Annotated in this window: 16 protein-coding genes and 1 riboswitch; of the genes, 8 read left to right on the top strand and 8 right to left on the bottom strand. The window is 64.2% G+C overall.

Annotated features, from left to right (window positions below):
* Positions 1 to 85: 85 nt before the first annotated feature.
* Genes BW975_RS08575 through BW975_RS08565 form a run of 3 tightly spaced genes read left to right on the top strand, consistent with a single transcriptional unit; the run spans position 86 to position 2,165 of the window.
* The gene (locus BW975_RS08575; protein WP_076532689.1) at positions 86 to 571 is read left to right on the top strand and encodes a helix-turn-helix domain-containing protein; all 486 of its coding nucleotides are present in this window, start codon (positions 86 to 88) and stop codon (positions 569 to 571) included.
* Positions 568 to 1,362, top strand: coding sequence for a metal ABC transporter ATP-binding protein (locus BW975_RS08570; RefSeq protein ID WP_076532688.1), 795 nt, complete (start codon positions 568 to 570; stop codon positions 1,360 to 1,362). The genes BW975_RS08575 and BW975_RS08570 overlap by 4 nt, the downstream gene beginning before the upstream one ends.
* The gene (locus tag BW975_RS08565; RefSeq protein ID WP_212634873.1) at positions 1,359 to 2,165 is read left to right on the top strand and encodes a metal ABC transporter permease; all 807 of its coding nucleotides are present in this window, start codon (positions 1,359 to 1,361) and stop codon (positions 2,163 to 2,165) included. The genes BW975_RS08570 and BW975_RS08565 overlap by 4 nt, the downstream gene beginning before the upstream one ends.
* Here BW975_RS08565 and BW975_RS08560 read toward each other — a convergent pair.
* The 4 genes from BW975_RS08560 to BW975_RS08545 all read right to left on the bottom strand — a co-directional run bounded on the left by BW975_RS08560 (position 2,159) and on the right by BW975_RS08545 (position 6,318).
* Positions 2,159 to 2,434 carry a hypothetical protein gene (locus BW975_RS08560; protein ID WP_076532686.1) on the bottom strand — a complete coding sequence of 92 codons (276 nt, stop codon included), beginning with the start codon at positions 2,432 to 2,434 and terminating at the stop codon, positions 2,159 to 2,161. The two genes, BW975_RS08565 and BW975_RS08560, sit on opposite strands and share 7 nt — an antisense overlap.
* 119 nt (positions 2,435 to 2,553) lie before the next feature.
* A riboswitch (cobalamin riboswitch) is annotated at positions 2,554 to 2,776 on the bottom strand.
* Positions 2,777 to 2,879: 103 nt separating this feature from the next.
* On the bottom strand, positions 2,880 to 5,264 hold the full coding sequence (locus BW975_RS08555) for an ATP-dependent helicase (RefSeq protein ID WP_076532685.1): 2,385 nt from the start codon (positions 5,262 to 5,264) through the stop codon (positions 2,880 to 2,882).
* A 122-nt stretch (positions 5,265 to 5,386) separates the two neighbouring features.
* Positions 5,387 to 5,782, bottom strand: coding sequence for a cell division protein ZapA (locus BW975_RS08550; protein ID WP_076533565.1), 396 nt, complete (start codon positions 5,780 to 5,782; stop codon positions 5,387 to 5,389).
* The gene (locus BW975_RS08545; protein ID WP_076532683.1) at positions 5,782 to 6,318 is read right to left on the bottom strand and encodes a hypothetical protein; all 537 of its coding nucleotides are present in this window, start codon (positions 6,316 to 6,318) and stop codon (positions 5,782 to 5,784) included. The genes BW975_RS08550 and BW975_RS08545 overlap by 1 nt, the downstream gene beginning before the upstream one ends.
* Positions 6,319 to 6,551: 233 nt before the next feature.
* On the opposite strand from BW975_RS08545, the gene tkt reads away from it, so the two are divergent.
* On the top strand, positions 6,552 to 8,567 hold the full coding sequence (gene tkt, locus BW975_RS08540; protein WP_076532681.1) for a transketolase: 2,016 nt from the start codon (positions 6,552 to 6,554) through the stop codon (positions 8,565 to 8,567).
* Between the two features lie 326 nt (positions 8,568 to 8,893).
* Here the strand turns inward: tkt and BW975_RS08530 are convergent, their stop codons facing one another.
* Positions 8,894 to 9,865 (bottom strand): DUF808 domain-containing protein, encoded by a 972-nt coding sequence (locus BW975_RS08530; protein WP_076532680.1) that lies wholly within the window; start codon positions 9,863 to 9,865, stop codon positions 8,894 to 8,896.
* 170 nt (positions 9,866 to 10,035) lie between these two features.
* On the opposite strand from BW975_RS08530, the gene gap reads away from it, so the two are divergent.
* Both gap and BW975_RS18050 read left to right on the top strand, forming a co-directional pair.
* Positions 10,036 to 11,037: a type I glyceraldehyde-3-phosphate dehydrogenase gene (gap, locus tag BW975_RS08525; RefSeq protein WP_076532678.1), complete on the top strand. Its 1,002-nt coding sequence runs from the start codon at positions 10,036 to 10,038 to the stop codon at positions 11,035 to 11,037.
* A gap of 93 nt (positions 11,038 to 11,130) precedes the next feature.
* Complete coding sequence (locus BW975_RS18050) at positions 11,131 to 11,274, top strand: hypothetical protein (RefSeq protein WP_170846530.1); 144 nt, start codon at positions 11,131 to 11,133, stop codon at positions 11,272 to 11,274.
* Positions 11,275 to 11,301: 27 nt separating this feature from the next.
* Here BW975_RS18050 and coaD read toward each other — a convergent pair whose 3' ends face one another.
* The 3 genes from coaD to BW975_RS08510 all read right to left on the bottom strand — a co-directional run bounded on the left by coaD (position 11,302) and on the right by BW975_RS08510 (position 13,327).
* Positions 11,302 to 11,796 carry a pantetheine-phosphate adenylyltransferase gene (gene coaD / locus BW975_RS08520; protein ID WP_076532677.1) on the bottom strand — a complete coding sequence of 165 codons (495 nt, stop codon included), beginning with the start codon at positions 11,794 to 11,796 and terminating at the stop codon, positions 11,302 to 11,304.
* A 122-nt stretch (positions 11,797 to 11,918) separates the two neighbouring features.
* A complete protein-coding gene (locus BW975_RS08515; protein WP_076532675.1) occupies positions 11,919 to 12,350 on the bottom strand; it encodes a CBS domain-containing protein in 432 nt (143 codons plus the stop codon).
* Between the two features lie 71 nt (positions 12,351 to 12,421).
* Positions 12,422 to 13,327 carry a LysR family transcriptional regulator gene (locus BW975_RS08510; protein WP_076532673.1) on the bottom strand — a complete coding sequence of 302 codons (906 nt, stop codon included), beginning with the start codon at positions 13,325 to 13,327 and terminating at the stop codon, positions 12,422 to 12,424.
* 117 nt (positions 13,328 to 13,444) lie between these two features.
* Between BW975_RS08510 and BW975_RS08505 the strand changes: the two genes are divergently transcribed.
* Both BW975_RS08505 and BW975_RS08500 read left to right on the top strand, forming a co-directional pair.
* Positions 13,445 to 14,947: a CoA-acylating methylmalonate-semialdehyde dehydrogenase gene (locus BW975_RS08505; protein WP_076532671.1), complete on the top strand. Its 1,503-nt coding sequence runs from the start codon at positions 13,445 to 13,447 to the stop codon at positions 14,945 to 14,947.
* Positions 14,948 to 15,076: 129 nt separating this feature from the next.
* Positions 15,077 to 16,210 (top strand): carboxylate-amine ligase, encoded by a 1,134-nt coding sequence (locus BW975_RS08500; protein ID WP_076533563.1) that lies wholly within the window; start codon positions 15,077 to 15,079, stop codon positions 16,208 to 16,210.
* Positions 16,211 to 16,260 lie beyond the last annotated feature (50 nt).

The raw sequence follows: 16,260 nt of genomic DNA, 5'->3' as shown, positions 1-16,260 counted from the left end.
CTATAGTATAACATATCAAGCACCTTCGCATCAGAGTGTGGCCCCCGCGTGCGGATCTTCGCGCACCCAGCCCTGAGGACAGCCCATGGCCATCGACCCTTTCATCAGCCACGACCACGCAGGATGCATCGCGGACGGGATGGCCATGGCCGAGCGGCATTGCGCCGAGCGCGGCGTGCAGTTCACCACCATCCGGCGCAGGGTTCTACAAATCCTGCTGAGCGAGCACCGCGCCATGGGCGCCTACGACATCCTCGAAATCCTGCGCAGCGAGGGGCTGGGCGCGCAGCCCCCTGTCGCCTACCGTGCGCTCGACTTTCTGGTCACGCAGGGCCTGGCCCACCGTATCGAGCGGCTGAATGCCTTTGTCGCCTGCATGCATGCCGGCCAGACCCACGCGCCCGCCTTCCTGATCTGCCGCGTGTGCAAGCGCGTGGTCGAGGCCGAGGCAGACCCGCAGGCCGGCCAACTGGGCCGTGCCGCAGCCGATGCAGGCTTCGTCATCGAGGGCACGGTGCGCGAGGCGGTCGGTCTCTGCCCCGGGTGCCATGCCGAAGGAGCCGGGGCATGAGCGCGGCACCGCTGATCCAGACAAAGGGGCTGAGCGTGCGCTACGGCGGCGCGCCCGTGCTCGACCGGGTCGATTTCTCGATCGCGCCGGGCGAGATCGTGACCATCGTCGGCCCAAACGGGTCGGGCAAATCGACCTTTCTGCGCGCACTTCTGGGCGGTGTCCGGCCCGCCGCGGGGCACATCACCCGGCGCGCCGGCCTGCGCCTTGGCTATGTGCCGCAGCGTCTGGTGCTGGATGCCGGGCTGCCGATCACGGTTGCGCGCTTTTTGTCCCTGCCGCGGCGCGTTCCAAAATCCGAGGCGCGTGCCGCGCTGGAGCGGGCGGGTGTGCCGGATATTGGCGACCAGGCCATGGCGGACCTGTCGGGTGGCCAGTTTCAGCGCGTGCTGCTGGCGCGGGCGCTACTCAGCAAGCCGGACCTCTTGATGCTGGACGAAGGCGCCGCTGGCCTTGATCAGCCGGGCGCCGCCGCCTTTTATCGCAGGATCGAAGACATGCGCCGCGAAACGGGCTGTGCCGTCCTGATGGTCAGCCACGATCTGCATGTCGTGATGAGCGCATCGGACCGCGTGATCTGCCTCAACGGGCATATCTGCTGCGAGGGCACGCCGCAGGTGGTGGCCGACGCCCCGGTGTATCGCGCGCTCTTTGGCGAGGGTACGCAAGGCGCGCTGGCCCTCTACCAGCATCACCACGACCATGTGCATGGCGAGGACTGCGGGCACGGACAAGCGCAAACACCCCAGAGCCAGGCCCGAAACACCGCAGACAACAAGGCAGACGCATGATGCTGGACGATTTCATGACCCGCGCGGCGTTGGCAGGGATCGGCACGGCGCTGGCGGCGGCGCCACTGGGCTGCTTCGTCGTCTGGCGCCGCATGGCCTATTTCGGCGACGCAACGGCGCATGCGGCGATCCTCGGCATCGCCCTGTCACTGGCGCTGAACCTGCCCATTTTCGCGGGCGCTCTCGTGGTCGCGCTGTGCATGGCAACGCTGGTGACGGCACTGGTCGGGCGCGGACGCGGCGCGGACACGGTTCTGGGAGTTCTGGCGCATTCCGCCCTCGCCTTCGGCCTTGTGGGCGTGTCGTTCCTGCAAGGCGTACGGGTCGATGTGATGGCGTTCCTCTTTGGCGACATCCTGTCGGTCTCGCGCGGGGATCTGGGCATCATCTGGGGCGGCGCTGCGCTGGTCCTGGCGCTGGTTGCCTGGCGCTGGACCGCGCTCTTGACCGCGACGCTCGATCCCGACCTTGCGCGCGCGGACGGGATCGACCCGAAGCGGGAGGAGCTAATCCTGACCATCGCCCTCGCCGTCGTGGTCGCGGTCGCGATCAAGGTGATCGGCGCGCTTTTGATCACCGCACTCCTGATTATCCCCGCGGCCTCCGCGCGCCCCTTCGCGCGCACGCCCGAAGCGATGGCCATGATCGCGGCCGCCCTTGCCGTTGGGGCCGCATGGGCGGGGCTGCGCGCGTCATATGCGCTCGATACCCCCACGGGGCCGACAATCGTCTGCGCGAGCGCAATCCTCTTTGCCGCTTCGAGCGTGTACGCGGGCGTCAGGGCGCGCTTGCGCAGTCAGTGAAGCCTGGCAGCCCGCCCGCGCCGCGCGGGCGGTGGGACGTGCAAGGTCGCCTCGCTGAGAAAGGCGACGAAGGCGCGCGCGGCGGGGCTTTGCGCCTCGCGCGGGGATATGTCCAACGCAGTGTCGAGCGCCGCGCGCGCCGCTTCTGGCGTGGCTGCACCCGGCAGGGCAAAGGCCCATTCTAGGAAACCCATGCGCGCCGCCGCATCGGCATCGGCGCCGACCGCATCCATGCGGTCCAGCCCCTTGAGGATCTGTGTCACTGTCATTTCGTGTCGTCTCCTTGGCCCAACCCCGGACCATCTGGGGCGCAGGACTGGCGGAGAGGCTGCAAGCGAGGGCATTGATGCACACCCCGGAAACAGCGCCCCGACCGCCCCACGCGGTTTGGCGTCATCATCCCAAGGCTGGTTTCCGGACTCTGGGGGGCTGAAGCGCCGGGATGCGGCCGTGGCCGCTGCGCTTCGTGATCGGGTATCCTTCCCGGGCGACTTGCCCAGTGGCTTCGTACCGTCTCACCCACCCTTACCGTTGCGGGGGCAGTCCCGGATTTTCACCGGCTTCCCAATTCTCCGCGCGGATTGCGCGGCACCCTGGAGGTTTACTGTGACGGATTTAATGGCGTCGGGCAACGCCTTATGGGCGGGCTTGCCGCCAAAAGAAATTTGAGCCTCCGGCGGGGATATTTTTGGCAAGAAGAAACGGGGTGTGGTGCTAGAAGGGCACGTCATCGGGGCTGGTGACGAAGCGGGCGACGACCTTTTTTGTGCCGGCCTTGTCGAAGGCGATTTCCAGCTTGTCGCCCTCGAGGCCGACGATCTCGCCATAGCCGAACTTCTGATGAAAGACCCTCTCACCCACCGTATGCGACGAGGCGGCGGCCATGTCGATCACCGGCGATGTCGATTCGCGCGGCTGGGATGTCGGGCGGTTGCCAGCGCGGGCCTGCATCCGCTTCCAGCCGGGCGAGTTGTAGACATTCGCCTCCTGCACGCGCGCGTCGATGCTGTTTTGTACGCCGCCCATCGAGCCTGCCATGCCCGCCGCGCCGTAGCCGCCGCCATAGAGGCCAGGCGGGGTCAGCACATCCACGTGATCCTCGGGCAACTCGTCGATGAAGCGCGAGGGGAGCGAGGATTGCCACTGGCCGAAGACGCGGCGGTTGCCCGCGAAGGAAATCGTGCAGATTTCCTCGGCCCGGGTGATGCCGACATAGGCCAGGCGGCGCTCTTCCTCGACACCCTTGAGGCCGGACTCGTCCATCGAGCGCTGCGACGGGAAGAGGCCATCCTCCCAACCGGGAAGGAACACGGCGGGAAATTCGAGGCCCTTGGCCGCGTGGAGGGTCATGATGCTGACCTTCTCGCCGCTCTCTTCGCTCTCGTTATCCATGATCAGGCTGACATGTTCGAGAAAGCCCGTGAGGTTCTCGAAGTTTTCCAGCGCCTTGACGAGTTCCTTGAGGTTTTCCAGTCGGCCCGGCGCCTCGGGCGTCTTGTCGTTTTGCCACATCTCGGTGTAGCCGCTCTCATCCAGGATGATCTCGGCCAGTTCGATATGGCTGATGGATTTGTCGCCCGCCATCCGGCCCCAGCGGGCGAGGCCGTCGAGCAGCACCTGCAACTCGCGCGCGCCTTTGCCGGTCAGGCCCTTGTCCTCGAGCAGAAGGCGGGCGCCTTCGATCAACGGCACGCCGTTCTGGCGCGCAGTCACCTGCATCTTCTGCTGCGCCTTGTCGCCAAGGCCGCGCTTGGGCGTGTTCACGATCCGCTCGAATGCCAGATCGTCCGAGGGCGAGGTCACGCAGCGGAAATAGGCCATCGCATCGCGGATCTCCATCCGCTCGTAAAAGCGCGGGCCGCCGATGACGCGGTAGGGCAGACCGATGGTCAGGAACCGGTCCTCGAAGGCGCGCATCTGGTGCGAAGCGCGCACGAGGATGGCCATATCGTCGAGGCCATGGGGCCGCTGACCGCGCGTGCCGCGCTGCATCGCCTCGATCTCCTCGCCGATCCAGCGGGCCTCTTCCTCGCCATCCCAATGGCCGATGAGGCGGACCTTCTCGCCCTCCTGAGCCTCGGTCCAAAGCTCCTTGCCGAGGCGCCCCTCATTGCCGGCGATCACGCCCGATGCGGCGGCGAGGATATGGGGCGTCGAGCGATAATTCTGCTCGAGCCGGACGACATGGGCGCCGGGAAAATCCTTTTCGAACCGCAGGATATTGCCCACCTCGGCGCCGCGCCAGCCATAGATCGACTGGTCATCGTCGCCGACGCAGCAGATATTCTTGTGCCCGCCCGCCAGAAGGCGCAGCCACAGATACTGCGCGACGTTCGTGTCCTGATATTCGTCCACAAGGATGTATTTGAACCAGCGCTGATACTGCTGAAGAATGTCGTCATGCGTCTGAAAGATCGTGACGACATGCAGGAGCAGATCGCCGAAATCGACCGCGTTCAACTCGATCAGGCGGCGCTGGTACTGTTTGTAGAGCGCGCCCGCCTTGCCGTTATAGGCGCCCGCCTCGGCGGCGGGCACCTTGTCGGGCGTCCAGGCGCGGTTTTTCCAATGGTCGATAACGCCGGCCAGCTGGCGGGCGGGCCAGCGCTTGTCGTCGATGCCGGCGGCTTGCACCAGTTGCTTGAGCAGGCGCAGCTGATCGTCGGTGTCGAGAATGGTGAAATTGGAATTCAGCGTCAGGTCCGTCCCCGGAATGCCGATGAGTTCCGCATGGCGGCGGAGCAGCTTGACGCAGATCGCGTGAAATGTGCCCAGCCACGGCATACCCTCAACCTGTTGGCCCAACAGCGTGCCGACGCGGGTCTTCATCTCGCGCGCGGCCTTGTTGGTGAAGGTGACGGCCAACACCTCGTTCGGGCGCGCGCGCCCGGTGTTCAGAAGATGCACGATGCGCGTCGTCAGCGCCTTGGTCTTGCCCGTGCCTGCCCCAGCCAACATCAGGACCGGGCCGTCCATCGTCTCGACCGCGAGGCGTTGTTCGGGGTTCAGCCCGTCCAGATAGGGCTGCGGGCGGGCAGCCATCGCGCGCGAGGATAGGGACGCGCCCTCGAAGGCATCGGATTCGTCAAAGCTGTTCATGCGATCCAATCTAGCGCGCATCGCGCCCAAGTTAAAGTGATGTTCGGCCTATGTTCTGCAATTGAAACGCATCAGGGCGGCACCTGGCCGCCCTGCCCCGTCATTCCTGGTCGACACGGCCGTCAGCCCGCTTTGCGACCATCGACGGTTTCGGCCAAAGCCTCGGCGCGCGCTGCAATCTCGGCCAGCGTATCGGTAACGGATGCAGGAACCACCGGCACCTCGACGCGCTCGGGCGCGGGCGCGGGCGCATCGCGCAGGCCCGCCAGTTCGGCGTCGCGCTCGGCCAAAAGGTCGGTCACCTCTGATAGCTTGTCCTGCAGACCCGCCGTTTTATCGGCCAGCATGAGACCCGCCATGAGCAGCATCCGCGCCTCGGGAATGCGCCCGATCTGGGCTGCGAGAACCGAGGCCTCGTCGTCCAGCATCTTGGCGGCGGAATGCAGGAAATGCTCCTCGCCCTCCTGGCAGGACACCTGGAACGTGCGGCCACCGATTTCAATATCGACTTCGGGCATCATGCGTCCTCCTTGCCTTGTCCATCCGCGCCGGCGGCGTCACCGATCCGGGCCAGCTCGCCCAGAATGGCGTCCATTTCGGTGCGGTCCGCAGCGCGGCTGGCGCGCAGGCCGTCCAGTTCGGCCATCATCGCCTTGTTGATCAGATGCGGTTCGGCCACGCCCTTCGCATTGGCTTCGCGCAGCTTGGCGTTGTTGTCGCGCAGCTGCTGGTTGGCATGGCGCAGCGATTGCAAGTCGCCTTCGACCTTGCGCAGCATCTTGGTGCGGGTGTCTTCCTCGGCCTTGCTGGCACGCCCGGCGGCCTCCAGATCGGCCAGCTTTGCCTCGGCCTCGCGGGCGCGGGCGCTTAGCTGTTTGACCCGCTCTTCCAGCTGGGCATTCGCCAGTTTTTCGTCCTCGACCTGTTGCGTCAGCTTAGCCAGCTTGTCTTCATCCTGCGGCTCGGCACCATTGCCGCCCATCCCGTCCAGCCCCTGCCCGATCCGGTCCAGCGCGGCCATGATCCGGCTTTGCATCGCGTCGATATCGCTCATCGCGTGAAAATCCTTCCTGTCTTTATGCCCCTCGCTCCCCTGCCAGGCATATCAGTGCCGAATCGCAAAAGGGCGCTCTTGAGGCAAGTCTAGCGAATGGTTGGCAAAAAGGCTTCCCCCCTTGCGCCGGTGCGGCGGGGCATGGCGCAGCGGGCGCATGGCAAGCTTGAACTTCGGGGCCACGCTGGTATTGAGGCGCCATATCGCCCCTTTCTCACAAGGATACCGCGCCCGTGGACCTAAATGCCCTTGCCCAAGCCAATCCCGATCACTGGTCCAAAGCGACCGCCATCCGCGCGCTGACGCTGGACGCCGTCCACGCCGCCAATTCAGGCCATTCGGGAATGCCGATGGGCATGGCCGATGTCGCCACTGTCCTTTTCGAAAAACACCTGAAATTCGACGCGTCCAACCCCGATTGGCCGGATCGTGACCGGTTCATTCTCAGCGCGGGCCACGGCTCGATGCTGCTTTATGCGCTGCTGCACCTCACCGGCTACGAGGACATGACGCTGGAGCAGGTCAAGAATTTCCGCCAATGGGGCGCGATCACGGCGGGCCATCCCGAATACGGCCATGCCAAGGGGATCGAGACAACGACAGGCCCGCTGGGCCAGGGCATTGCCAATTCGGTCGGCTTCGCCATGGCCGAAGAGATCCTGCGCGCACGCCATGGCCGCAAGCTGGTCGATCACCACACTTATGTCATCGCCGGTGACGGTTGCCTGATGGAGGGCATCAGCCAGGAGGCGATCACGCTGGCCGGGCGCCACAGCCTCGGCAAACTGATCGTCTTTTGGGACAACAACGACATCACCATCGATGGCAAGGTGTCGCTGTCGGACCGCACCGATCAGGTCAAACGATTCCGCGCCGCGAACTGGCAGGTTATCGAGGTGGACGGGCACGACCCCGCCGAGATTGACGCGGCCATCACCAAGGCCAAGACATCGAAAAAGCCCAGCATGATCGCGTGCAAGACGCATATCGCGCTGGGGCATGCGGCGCAGGACACGTCGAAAGGCCATGGCGCGCTGACGGACGAGGCGCAGATGGCCGCGGCCAAGGCCGCCTATGGCTGGACCACCGGGCCGTTCGAGGTGCCGGGCGATGTGAAAAAGGCGTGGGAGGCCATCGGCGCGCGCGGCGCGCCCGAGCGTCAGGCCTGGGCCGAGCGTTTCTCTGCCGCATCCGAGCGTCGCCAGAAGGAATTTACCCGTGCGCTCAATTTCGAGGCACCCAAAACGCTGAGCGCCCGTATCAAGGCGCTGAAAAAGCAGATCAGCGAAGAGGCGCCCAAGGTGGCCACCCGCAAATCCAGCGAAATGGTGCTGGAAGTGGTCAACCCGATCATGCCCGAGACTGTCGGCGGCTCGGCGGACCTCACCGGCTCGAACAATACCAAGACAGGCGATCTGGGCGTCTTCGACACGGATAACCGCAAGGGCCGCTACGTCTATTGGGGCATCCGCGAGCATGGCATGGCCGCCGCGATGAACGGCATGGCGCTGCATGGCGGCATCCGCCCCTATGGGGGCACGTTCATGTGCTTTACCGATTACGCCCGACCCGCGATGCGCCTTGCCGCCCTGATGCGGATCCCGACCGTGTTTGTCATGACCCATGACAGCATCGGCCTGGGTGAGGACGGCCCGACCCATCAGCCGGTCGAGCATCTGGCGATCAGCCGCGCGACGCCCAACACATGGGTTTTCCGCCCTTGCGATACCGTCGAGACCGCCGAGGCGTGGGAGCTGGCGCTGACGTCGAAAGAGACGCCATCGGTCCTGTCGCTGACGCGCCAAAACGTGCCGACACTGCGTCTTGAGCACAAGATAAAGAACCTCACCGCGCAGGGCGCCTATGTCCTGGCCGACGCCGAGGGCAAGCGTCAGGCGATCATCATGGCGACCGGCTCGGAAGTCGAGATCGCGATGAAGGCGCGCGAAATACTGCAGGCCGAGGGGATCGGCACGCGCGTGGTCTCCATGCCCTGCATGGAGCTCTTCGAGGCGCAGGACGAGGCGGTGCGCAAGCGCGTTCTGCCCGCTGGCCCCGTGCGCGTTGCTGTCGAGGCGGCGGTCAGTCAGGGTTGGGACAAGTGGCTGAGCGGCGAGCGTGGCCGCGCGGCGAAGTCGGGCTTTGTCGGCATGGACAGCTTCGGCGCGTCCGCCCCTGCCGACGTGCTCTATGAGAAGTTCGGCATCACCGCCGAGGCAGTCGCCGAGAAGGTGAAATCGCTGCTGTAAGGCGCGCGGGAAGACTATTCACCGAATAGTCTTCCCCAAGCTGTTCAAGCACTTTGGGCCTAGCGGATAGCCCGCTCACGCCCGTTTGCAGAAAATATCGAATTGGCCGTCATTTCCGGGCCATGAGAAGGCGCGCCGCCGCCGCTCTGCCTCGAAGGCAGGCGGGCCCACCAGCCGTTCGATATCTCGCAGGGCACGCCGGATGATGCCACCTTGAACGGCTGTTTCAGAGGCGAAGGCGGTCTAAAGCCAAGCCTCGTGTTCCAGACATCGCGCAGGCATGATCTTGTGCGCGGACTTGCCCAAGGGGGGCTGCCCGGTCAAGATCAGGCGACCGGATTGACCTTGCGCAGTTTTTGCCAGACCGGCGTGATGACCTTGGTCCCGATCGGGATCAGCACAAAGCCAAGCGCCAGACCGAACAGCCCGTCCATCGTGGCGACCAGCGCCCAATTGGCCGCGGCGCGCCCCTGCTCCATCCCTTGGGTGGCCACCTTGGCGATGTGATGCACGGTGTCATAGGGCCAATGCCAGCCCAGCACCTCCAGCCCGTGCAGCACGATATTGCCGCCGACCCACAGCATCGCCGCCGTTCCGACAATCATCAAGAGCGCCAGCACCTTGGGCATCATCGCCACAATCCCCTTGCCCAGCGAGCGCAGCGCCGCAAGGCGCGAGGCCGCCGCCATCCAGAGGCCCACATCGTCGGCTTTCACGATCAGCGCGACGGCGCCGTAGATCGCGACGGTGATCATCACCGCCACCGTGGCCAGCGTCGCCGCCTCCATCCAGAATGTACTCTCGGGGATGGCCGAGAGCGCGATGGTCATGATCTCTGCCGAAAGGATGAAATCGGTCTTGATCGCGCCTTTCACCTTCTGCTCTTCCAGATGTGCAGAATCACCGGGCGCTGTTTTTTTGACGTGACTTTTCTCGTGATGGGCCCAGCCCAGCGCATGGGCCACCTTCTCGGCACCCTCGAAGCACAGGTAACAGCCGCCCAGCATCAGAAGCGGCGTGATCGCCCATGGCGCGAAGGCACTCAGCGCAAGACCAGCCGGCAGCAGGAAGATCAGCTTGTTCAGAAGCGAGCCGCGGGCGATGCGCCAAATGATCGGCAATTCACGCGCCGCGTCGAAGCCGGTCACATATTTCGGGGTCACCGCCGCGTCATCGATCGCCGCGCCCGCAGCCTTGGCACCCGCCTTGGCCGCCTGCCCCACGACATCGTCGACCGAAGCCGCCGCAACCTTGGCAATCGCTGCCACGTCATCAAGTAGTGCCAGAAGTCCGCTCATCTTGTTCCTCTTCATCCGCCGCGCGGGCACGGTAGCTATCCGTGCCTTGGGCGCAAGCCCATATGATTATAGCGCTAACAGCAGGCATTGCGCGCATTTTGACCTTTCGGCACCCGGCGGAGCGCCGTATATCGCGCCCATCCCCTATGATCTGCCAAGGAGCCAAGCCCATGACCATCACCGTCGGCATCAACGGATTCGGCCGCATCGGGCGCGCCACCCTCGCCCATATCAGCGAGACGGGCCGCGAAGATATCAAGGTGGTCAAGCTCAACGCCACCGGCCCTCTTGAAACGGCGGCGCACCTGATCCGCTTTGACAGTGTGCATGGACGCTTTCCCGGCACCGTGACCACCGGCGATGGTACGCTGAACCTTGGGCGCGGCGACATCCAGATGTTCTCGACCTACGACATGGACGAATTGGATTGGAGCGGCTGCGATGTCGTCTTGGAATGCACCGGCAATTTCAACGATGGCGACAAGGCGAAAAAGCATCTGGAGCGCGGCGCAGGCAAAGTTCTGCTGTCGGCCCCAGGCAAGAACGTGGACCGCACCGTGGTAATGGGCGTCAATGATGGCGAGTTGCAGCCCGGCGAGCGGATGATCTCGAACGGCTCCTGCACCACCAACTGCCTCGCCCCGCTGGCCAAGGTGCTGCACGAGGGCATCGGCATCGAGAGCGGGATCATGACTACGATCCACTCCTACACGGGCGATCAGCCGACGCTGGACCGCCGGCACAAGGATCTTTACCGCGCCCGCGCCGCCGCGATGAGCATGATCCCCACCTCCACCGGCGCCGCCAAGGCCCTGTCCGAGGTGCTGCCCGCCATGAAGGGCCGCCTTGATGGGTCCGCCATCCGGGTGCCGACGCCCAATGTCTCGGCGGTGGATCTGACATTCGTCGCATCGAAAACCGTCACGGCAGAGGACGTCAACGCCGTCGTGGCCGAGGCTGCGGCGGGCGAAATGAAGGGCATTTTGGCCTACGATCCCGCGCCCAAGGTCAGCATCGATTTCAATCATACCGAGGAAAGCAGCATCTTTGCCCCTGACCAGACCAAAGTGGTCGGCGGAACCCTGGTGCGCGTGCTTGCATGGTATGACAACGAATGGGGCTTTAGCTGCCGCATGGCCGATGTTGCCGCACTGATGGGGCGTTTAGGCTAAGCGCCAAGGCATGTTGCAGGCCGCGGCCCCCGTCTGGCATAAGGCGCGGGGCCGCAGGGCTGTCTGCCGCACGCAATTTGGGAAAGCGATCAGATGACCGACCGTATCGCGCTATGGCTTTTTCTGCTGATCGTGCTGGCGCTGTTTTTGGATTACTACATCCAAGGCTGGGACGGCCTGATCTTTCTCGGGGCCAAGCTGGGCGACCTGATCGAGTGGATGGCGTTCTGGCGGTGATACGCCTTGCTGCAAGGGTCGCGCCGCTTAGGGTGCGAACCGTTTCACCAGTGCAGCATTCACATCAGGGGTTACGAATTTCGACACGTCTCCGCCGAGTCGTGCGATCTCCTTGACCAGTTTCGACGCGATGGCCTGATGACCGGTATCGGCCATCAGGAACACTGTCTCGATACTGTCGTCGAGCGCGCGGTTCATGCCGACCATCTGAAACTCGTATTCAAAATCCGCCACGGCACGCAGGCCGCGCACGATGACTGGGGCGCCCACGTCGCGCGCGCAATCAATCAGCAAATTCTCGAACGGATGCACGATGATTTCGCCCCCGCCCGGCACCTTCAGGCGCGCGGCCTCGGCCTCGATCATCGACACCCGCTCTTCCAGATCAAAAAGTGGCCCCTTGTCGCGATTGATCGCGACGCCGATGACCAGCCGATCGACCAGCGTGCTGGCCCGGCGGATGATATCGACATGACCCAGCGTGATGGGATCGAACGTGCCGGGATAAAGGCCAATGCGCATAAGCTATCATCTTTTGTTTCAGTTGCGCCAAAAGGCATGACAGGTCACCGGATTGCAAGACCCGGCGTGACAACGCGGCGCCAACCGACGCGGCGGATGTCCGCCCAAACCCGCGACCGGCGCTAATGGCCCATGATCATTCCCTGCATCGACGCGTTCTCCATCGCCAATTCGTCGAGGCGCGCCTTGACCACGTCGCCCAGCGTCACGATGCCGATCAGCTTGCCCTCTTGGACAACCGGCATGTGACGGAACCTGCCCTCGGTCATCTTGGCCAGAATCTGCTCGCCCTTGTCCGACGGGATGGCCGTGAAGGGATCGGCGGTCATCAACGCCTCGACCTTCTCCGACATGCACTCGGAGCCGCGCTCTCCCAGCGCGCGCACGATGTCGCGCTCGGAAAGGATGCCGACCACACTATCATCCGGTCCCGTGATGATCAGGACGCCAATACGCTTGGCCGACAGGATCTCGGTCGCCTCGGCCACAGTCATGCTGGGCGGCGCGGTAAATACGCCATCGCCCTTGGACTTGAGAATTTGTGAAACCAGCATGTCGATGCCCCCTCTGCGCTTGGTCCGGCTCATGCACCGGTTAACTCAGCGTAAAGGCGCGGCGCCCCCTGTCAAGCGAGCTCTGCGCGCTCTTCCAGACGTGCCACCTCACGCCGCATGCCCGTGGCCAGCGCTTCAGCAAAGCGGTTGAGCCGCTCAAGGCGGCGGTCATCCACATGCCGGATCAGGTAGAAACTGCGTTTCAGGCCGATCTGATCGGGCAGGACGCGCTGCATGCCGCGCCCGAAAGGGATCGAGAAGTCGTGCATCATTCCGATACCCGCCCCCTGCCGGATCCAGTTGAACTGCACCGACACCGAATTGCTGGCCAGTTGCGCGGGCGGCAGGCCCAGCTCGCCCATGTAATCCAGCTCCTTGTCAAAGATCATGTCCGAGATGTAGCCGACGATGCGGTGATGGCGCAGGTCCTCAAGTGTGTTGATGGGTGCGGCCTGACGCAGATAGTTGCGCGATGCGACCAGGCTAAGGCGATAATCGGTCACGCGCTGCACACTGAGGCGCCCGGCGGTGGGCGCGCTGACCGCGATGGCCATATCCGCTTCGCGCCGCGACAGGTTGAAGACGCGCGGCAGCGCGACGATCTGCACCTCCAGATCCGGGTTCTTCTCGACAATCTGCGCGCAGACCTGCGGCAGCAGGAAATTGGCCGACCCATCGGGCGAGCCAAGCCGGATCTGCCCGCTCAGCTGCGCGCCATGGCCGGACAGATCCTCAAAAGCGGCGGTCATCTCCTGCTCGGCGCGGGCCGCATGCTCCATGAGGCGCTGGCCCTCGTTGGTCAGCGCATACCCCTGCGGCGACTTGGCGAAAAGCGGCGCGCGCAGCGCCTCTTCCAGTCGCGCGATGCGGCGGCCCACGGTGGCCGGGTCGATTTTCAGGACCCTGCCCGCTGATGACAGGCTCTCGTGCCGCGCAACAGCCAGGAATATCTTGAGATCGTCCCATTGTGGCTGCATGCCTTGGCCCCCCGTGTCAGCGGCTTTGCATAAACGCAAATCACCTTTGAGACATTGCCTCTGTTCGGCTCAAATTTGCAAGGCTATGCTGCGGCCAACATGAAAAGGGAGGCTTCCATGACCACCGAACTCACGCATTACATCAACGGCAAGCATGTCAAAGGCACGTCGGGCCGGTTCGCCGATGTCTACAACCCGGCCACGGGCGAAGTGCAGGCGCGCACGCCGCTGGCATCCGTGGACGAGCTGAACCAGGCCGTGACAGACGCCGCCAAGGCGCAAAAAGAATGGGAAGCGGTCAACCCGCAAAAACGCGCCCGCGTCATGATGGAATACGTGCGTCTCATCAACCGCGACATGGACAAGCTGGCCGAGGCGATCAGCCGCGAGCATGGCAAGACCATCCCCGACGCGCGCGGCGATGTGCAGCGCGGTATGGAAGTGATCGAATTCTGCATCGGCGCGCCGCATTTCCTGAAGGGTGAGTATTCCGGCAACGCCTCGACCGGCATCGACATCTACTCGATGCGTCAGGCTTTGGGTGTTGTTGCGGGCATCACGCCCTTCAACTTCCCCGCCATGATTCCGATGTGGAAAATGGGCCCCGCCATTGCCGCCGGCAACGCCGTCATCATCAAGCCGAGCGAGCGCGACCCCTCCTGCCCGCTGATGCTGGCCGAGCTCTGGACCGAAGCGGGCCTGCCCGACGGCATCTGCCAGGTTGTCAACGGCGACAAGGAATCGGTCGACGCGATCCTCGACAATGACGACATCAAGGCCGTCGGTTTCGTCGGCTCGACCCCCATCGCGCAGTATATCTATGGCCGGGCCTGCTCGAACGGCAAGCGCGCGCAATGCTTCGGCGGCGCCAAGAACCACATGATCATCATGCCCGACGCCGATCTCGACCAGGCCGCCGATGCGCTGATCGGCGCCGGTTACGGCGCGGCAGGCGAGCGCTGCATGGCGATCTCGGTTGCCGTTCCCGTGGGCGAGGAAACCGCTGACAAGCTGATCGAGAAGCTGGTGCCGCGCATCGAGAAGCTGAAGGTCGGCCCCTACACCTCGGATACTGAAATGGATTACGGCCCCGTCGTGACCGCCGAGGCGAAAAAGCGGATCGAGGGCATGGTCCAGTCCGGCATCGATCAGGGCGCCGAACTGGTCGTGGATGGCCGCGGCTTCAGCCTGCAAGGCTATGAGGATGGCTTCTTCCTTGGGCCGCACCTTTTTGACAAGGTGACGCCCGAGATGGATATCTATCAGCAGGAGATCTTTGGCCCCGTCCTCACCTGCGTGCGCGCTGGCAGCTACGAAGAAGCGCTGAAGCTGGCGTCCGATCACGAGATGGGCAACGGCACCGCCATCTTTACCCGCGACGGCGATGCGGCGCGCGATTTCGCGAACCGCGTCAATGTAGGCATGGTCGGCATCAACTTCCCCATCCCCGTGCCGCTGGCGCATTACACCTTTGGCGGCTGGAAGAAATCGGCCTTCGGCGATCTCAACCAGTACGGCCCCGACGCGTTCAAGTTCTACACCAAGACCAAAACCGTCACGTCGCGCTGGCCTTCGGGCATCAAGGAAGGCGGCGAATTCCACTTCAAACTGGCCGACTGATATCACTTGGCGCCCGGTCTTATCGCCGGGCGCCAAAAGCCTGCACAGGCTTTTGCCCAAGAAAATTCGAATTTTCTTGGCAGCAGGCAAAACCTGCGCTTTGCTGGTCCTCCGCAACAGGAGGCGCGCATGGCCCTGGACGAGCCTGACTTCACCATAGGCATCGAAGAAGAATACCTGCTGGTGGATGCCGAGAGCATGGCCCTTGCCGAGGCGCCCGAAGCGCTGATGGAGGCATGCCGAACCGAGCTTCAGGATCAGGTCAGCCCCGAGTTCCTCAATTGCCAGATCGAAATCGGGACCAAGGTCTGCGCCACCATTGGCGAGGCGCGTGATGATCTGCGGCGTCTGCGGGCCTGCATTGCGCGCGAGGCGGCCAAATTCGGCCTCGCGCCGATCGCAGCCTCCTGCCATCCTTTCTCGCGCTGGCGCGAGCAAAAGCACACGGACAAGGACCGATATAACAACCTCTCGACGGATCTGGCGGGTGTTGTGCGGCGCATGCTGATCTGCGGGATGCACGTCCATGTGGCGGTGGGTGCGCCCGACCGACGCGTCGATGTCATGAACCAGCTCAGCTACTTCCTGCCCCATCTGCTGGCGCTCAGTTGCTCGTCACCCTTCTGGCAAGGACATGACACCGGCCTCGACAGCTACCGGCTGACGGTGTTCGACAATCTGCCCCGCACCGGCCTGCCGCCCCGGATGAGCAGTTTTGGCGAATACGAACGCGCCACCCATGCGCTCACGGATTTGGGAGTGATCGAGGACGCATCCAAGATCTGGTGGGATCTGCGCCCCTCGTCGAAATACCCCACCATCGAATCGCGCATCTGCGATGTGCAGCCCCGGATCGAGGACGCGCTGACGCTTGCCGCACTGACCCAAGGGCTGGCCCGGATGCTCTGGCGACTTTCGGTCAAGAACCAGCGCTGGCGCATCTACGAGACGTTTCTGATCTCGGAAAACCGCTGGCGCGCGCAGCGATATGGCGTGCGCGAGGGGCTGATCGATTTCGGCCTCGGACAGATCGTGCCGCTGTCGGTGTTGATGGACGAGATGATCGAGTTGATCGGCGAGGATGCCGCGCATTTCGGCTCGGCCAGCGAGGTCGAGCGCGCGCGCCATATCGCAGCGCAAGGGACCAGCGCCGACCGGCAGCGCCGTATCTTTGACGCCGCCGCGACCGCGGGCAAGGATCGCGAGGCGGCGCTGCGCGCCGTCGTGGCGCATCTGGTCGAGGAATTTCACGACGGGCTCTGACCCGCGCAAAGAGAGCACTTGCGCGGCATTGCCCCTGCCCGCCCGATGGC

It is taken from the genome of Roseovarius nanhaiticus (genome assembly GCF_900156535.1).
Classification (GTDB): domain Bacteria; phylum Pseudomonadota; class Alphaproteobacteria; order Rhodobacterales; family Rhodobacteraceae; genus Roseovarius; species Roseovarius nanhaiticus.
This window is presented reverse-complemented; position numbering and strand designations above follow the sequence as displayed.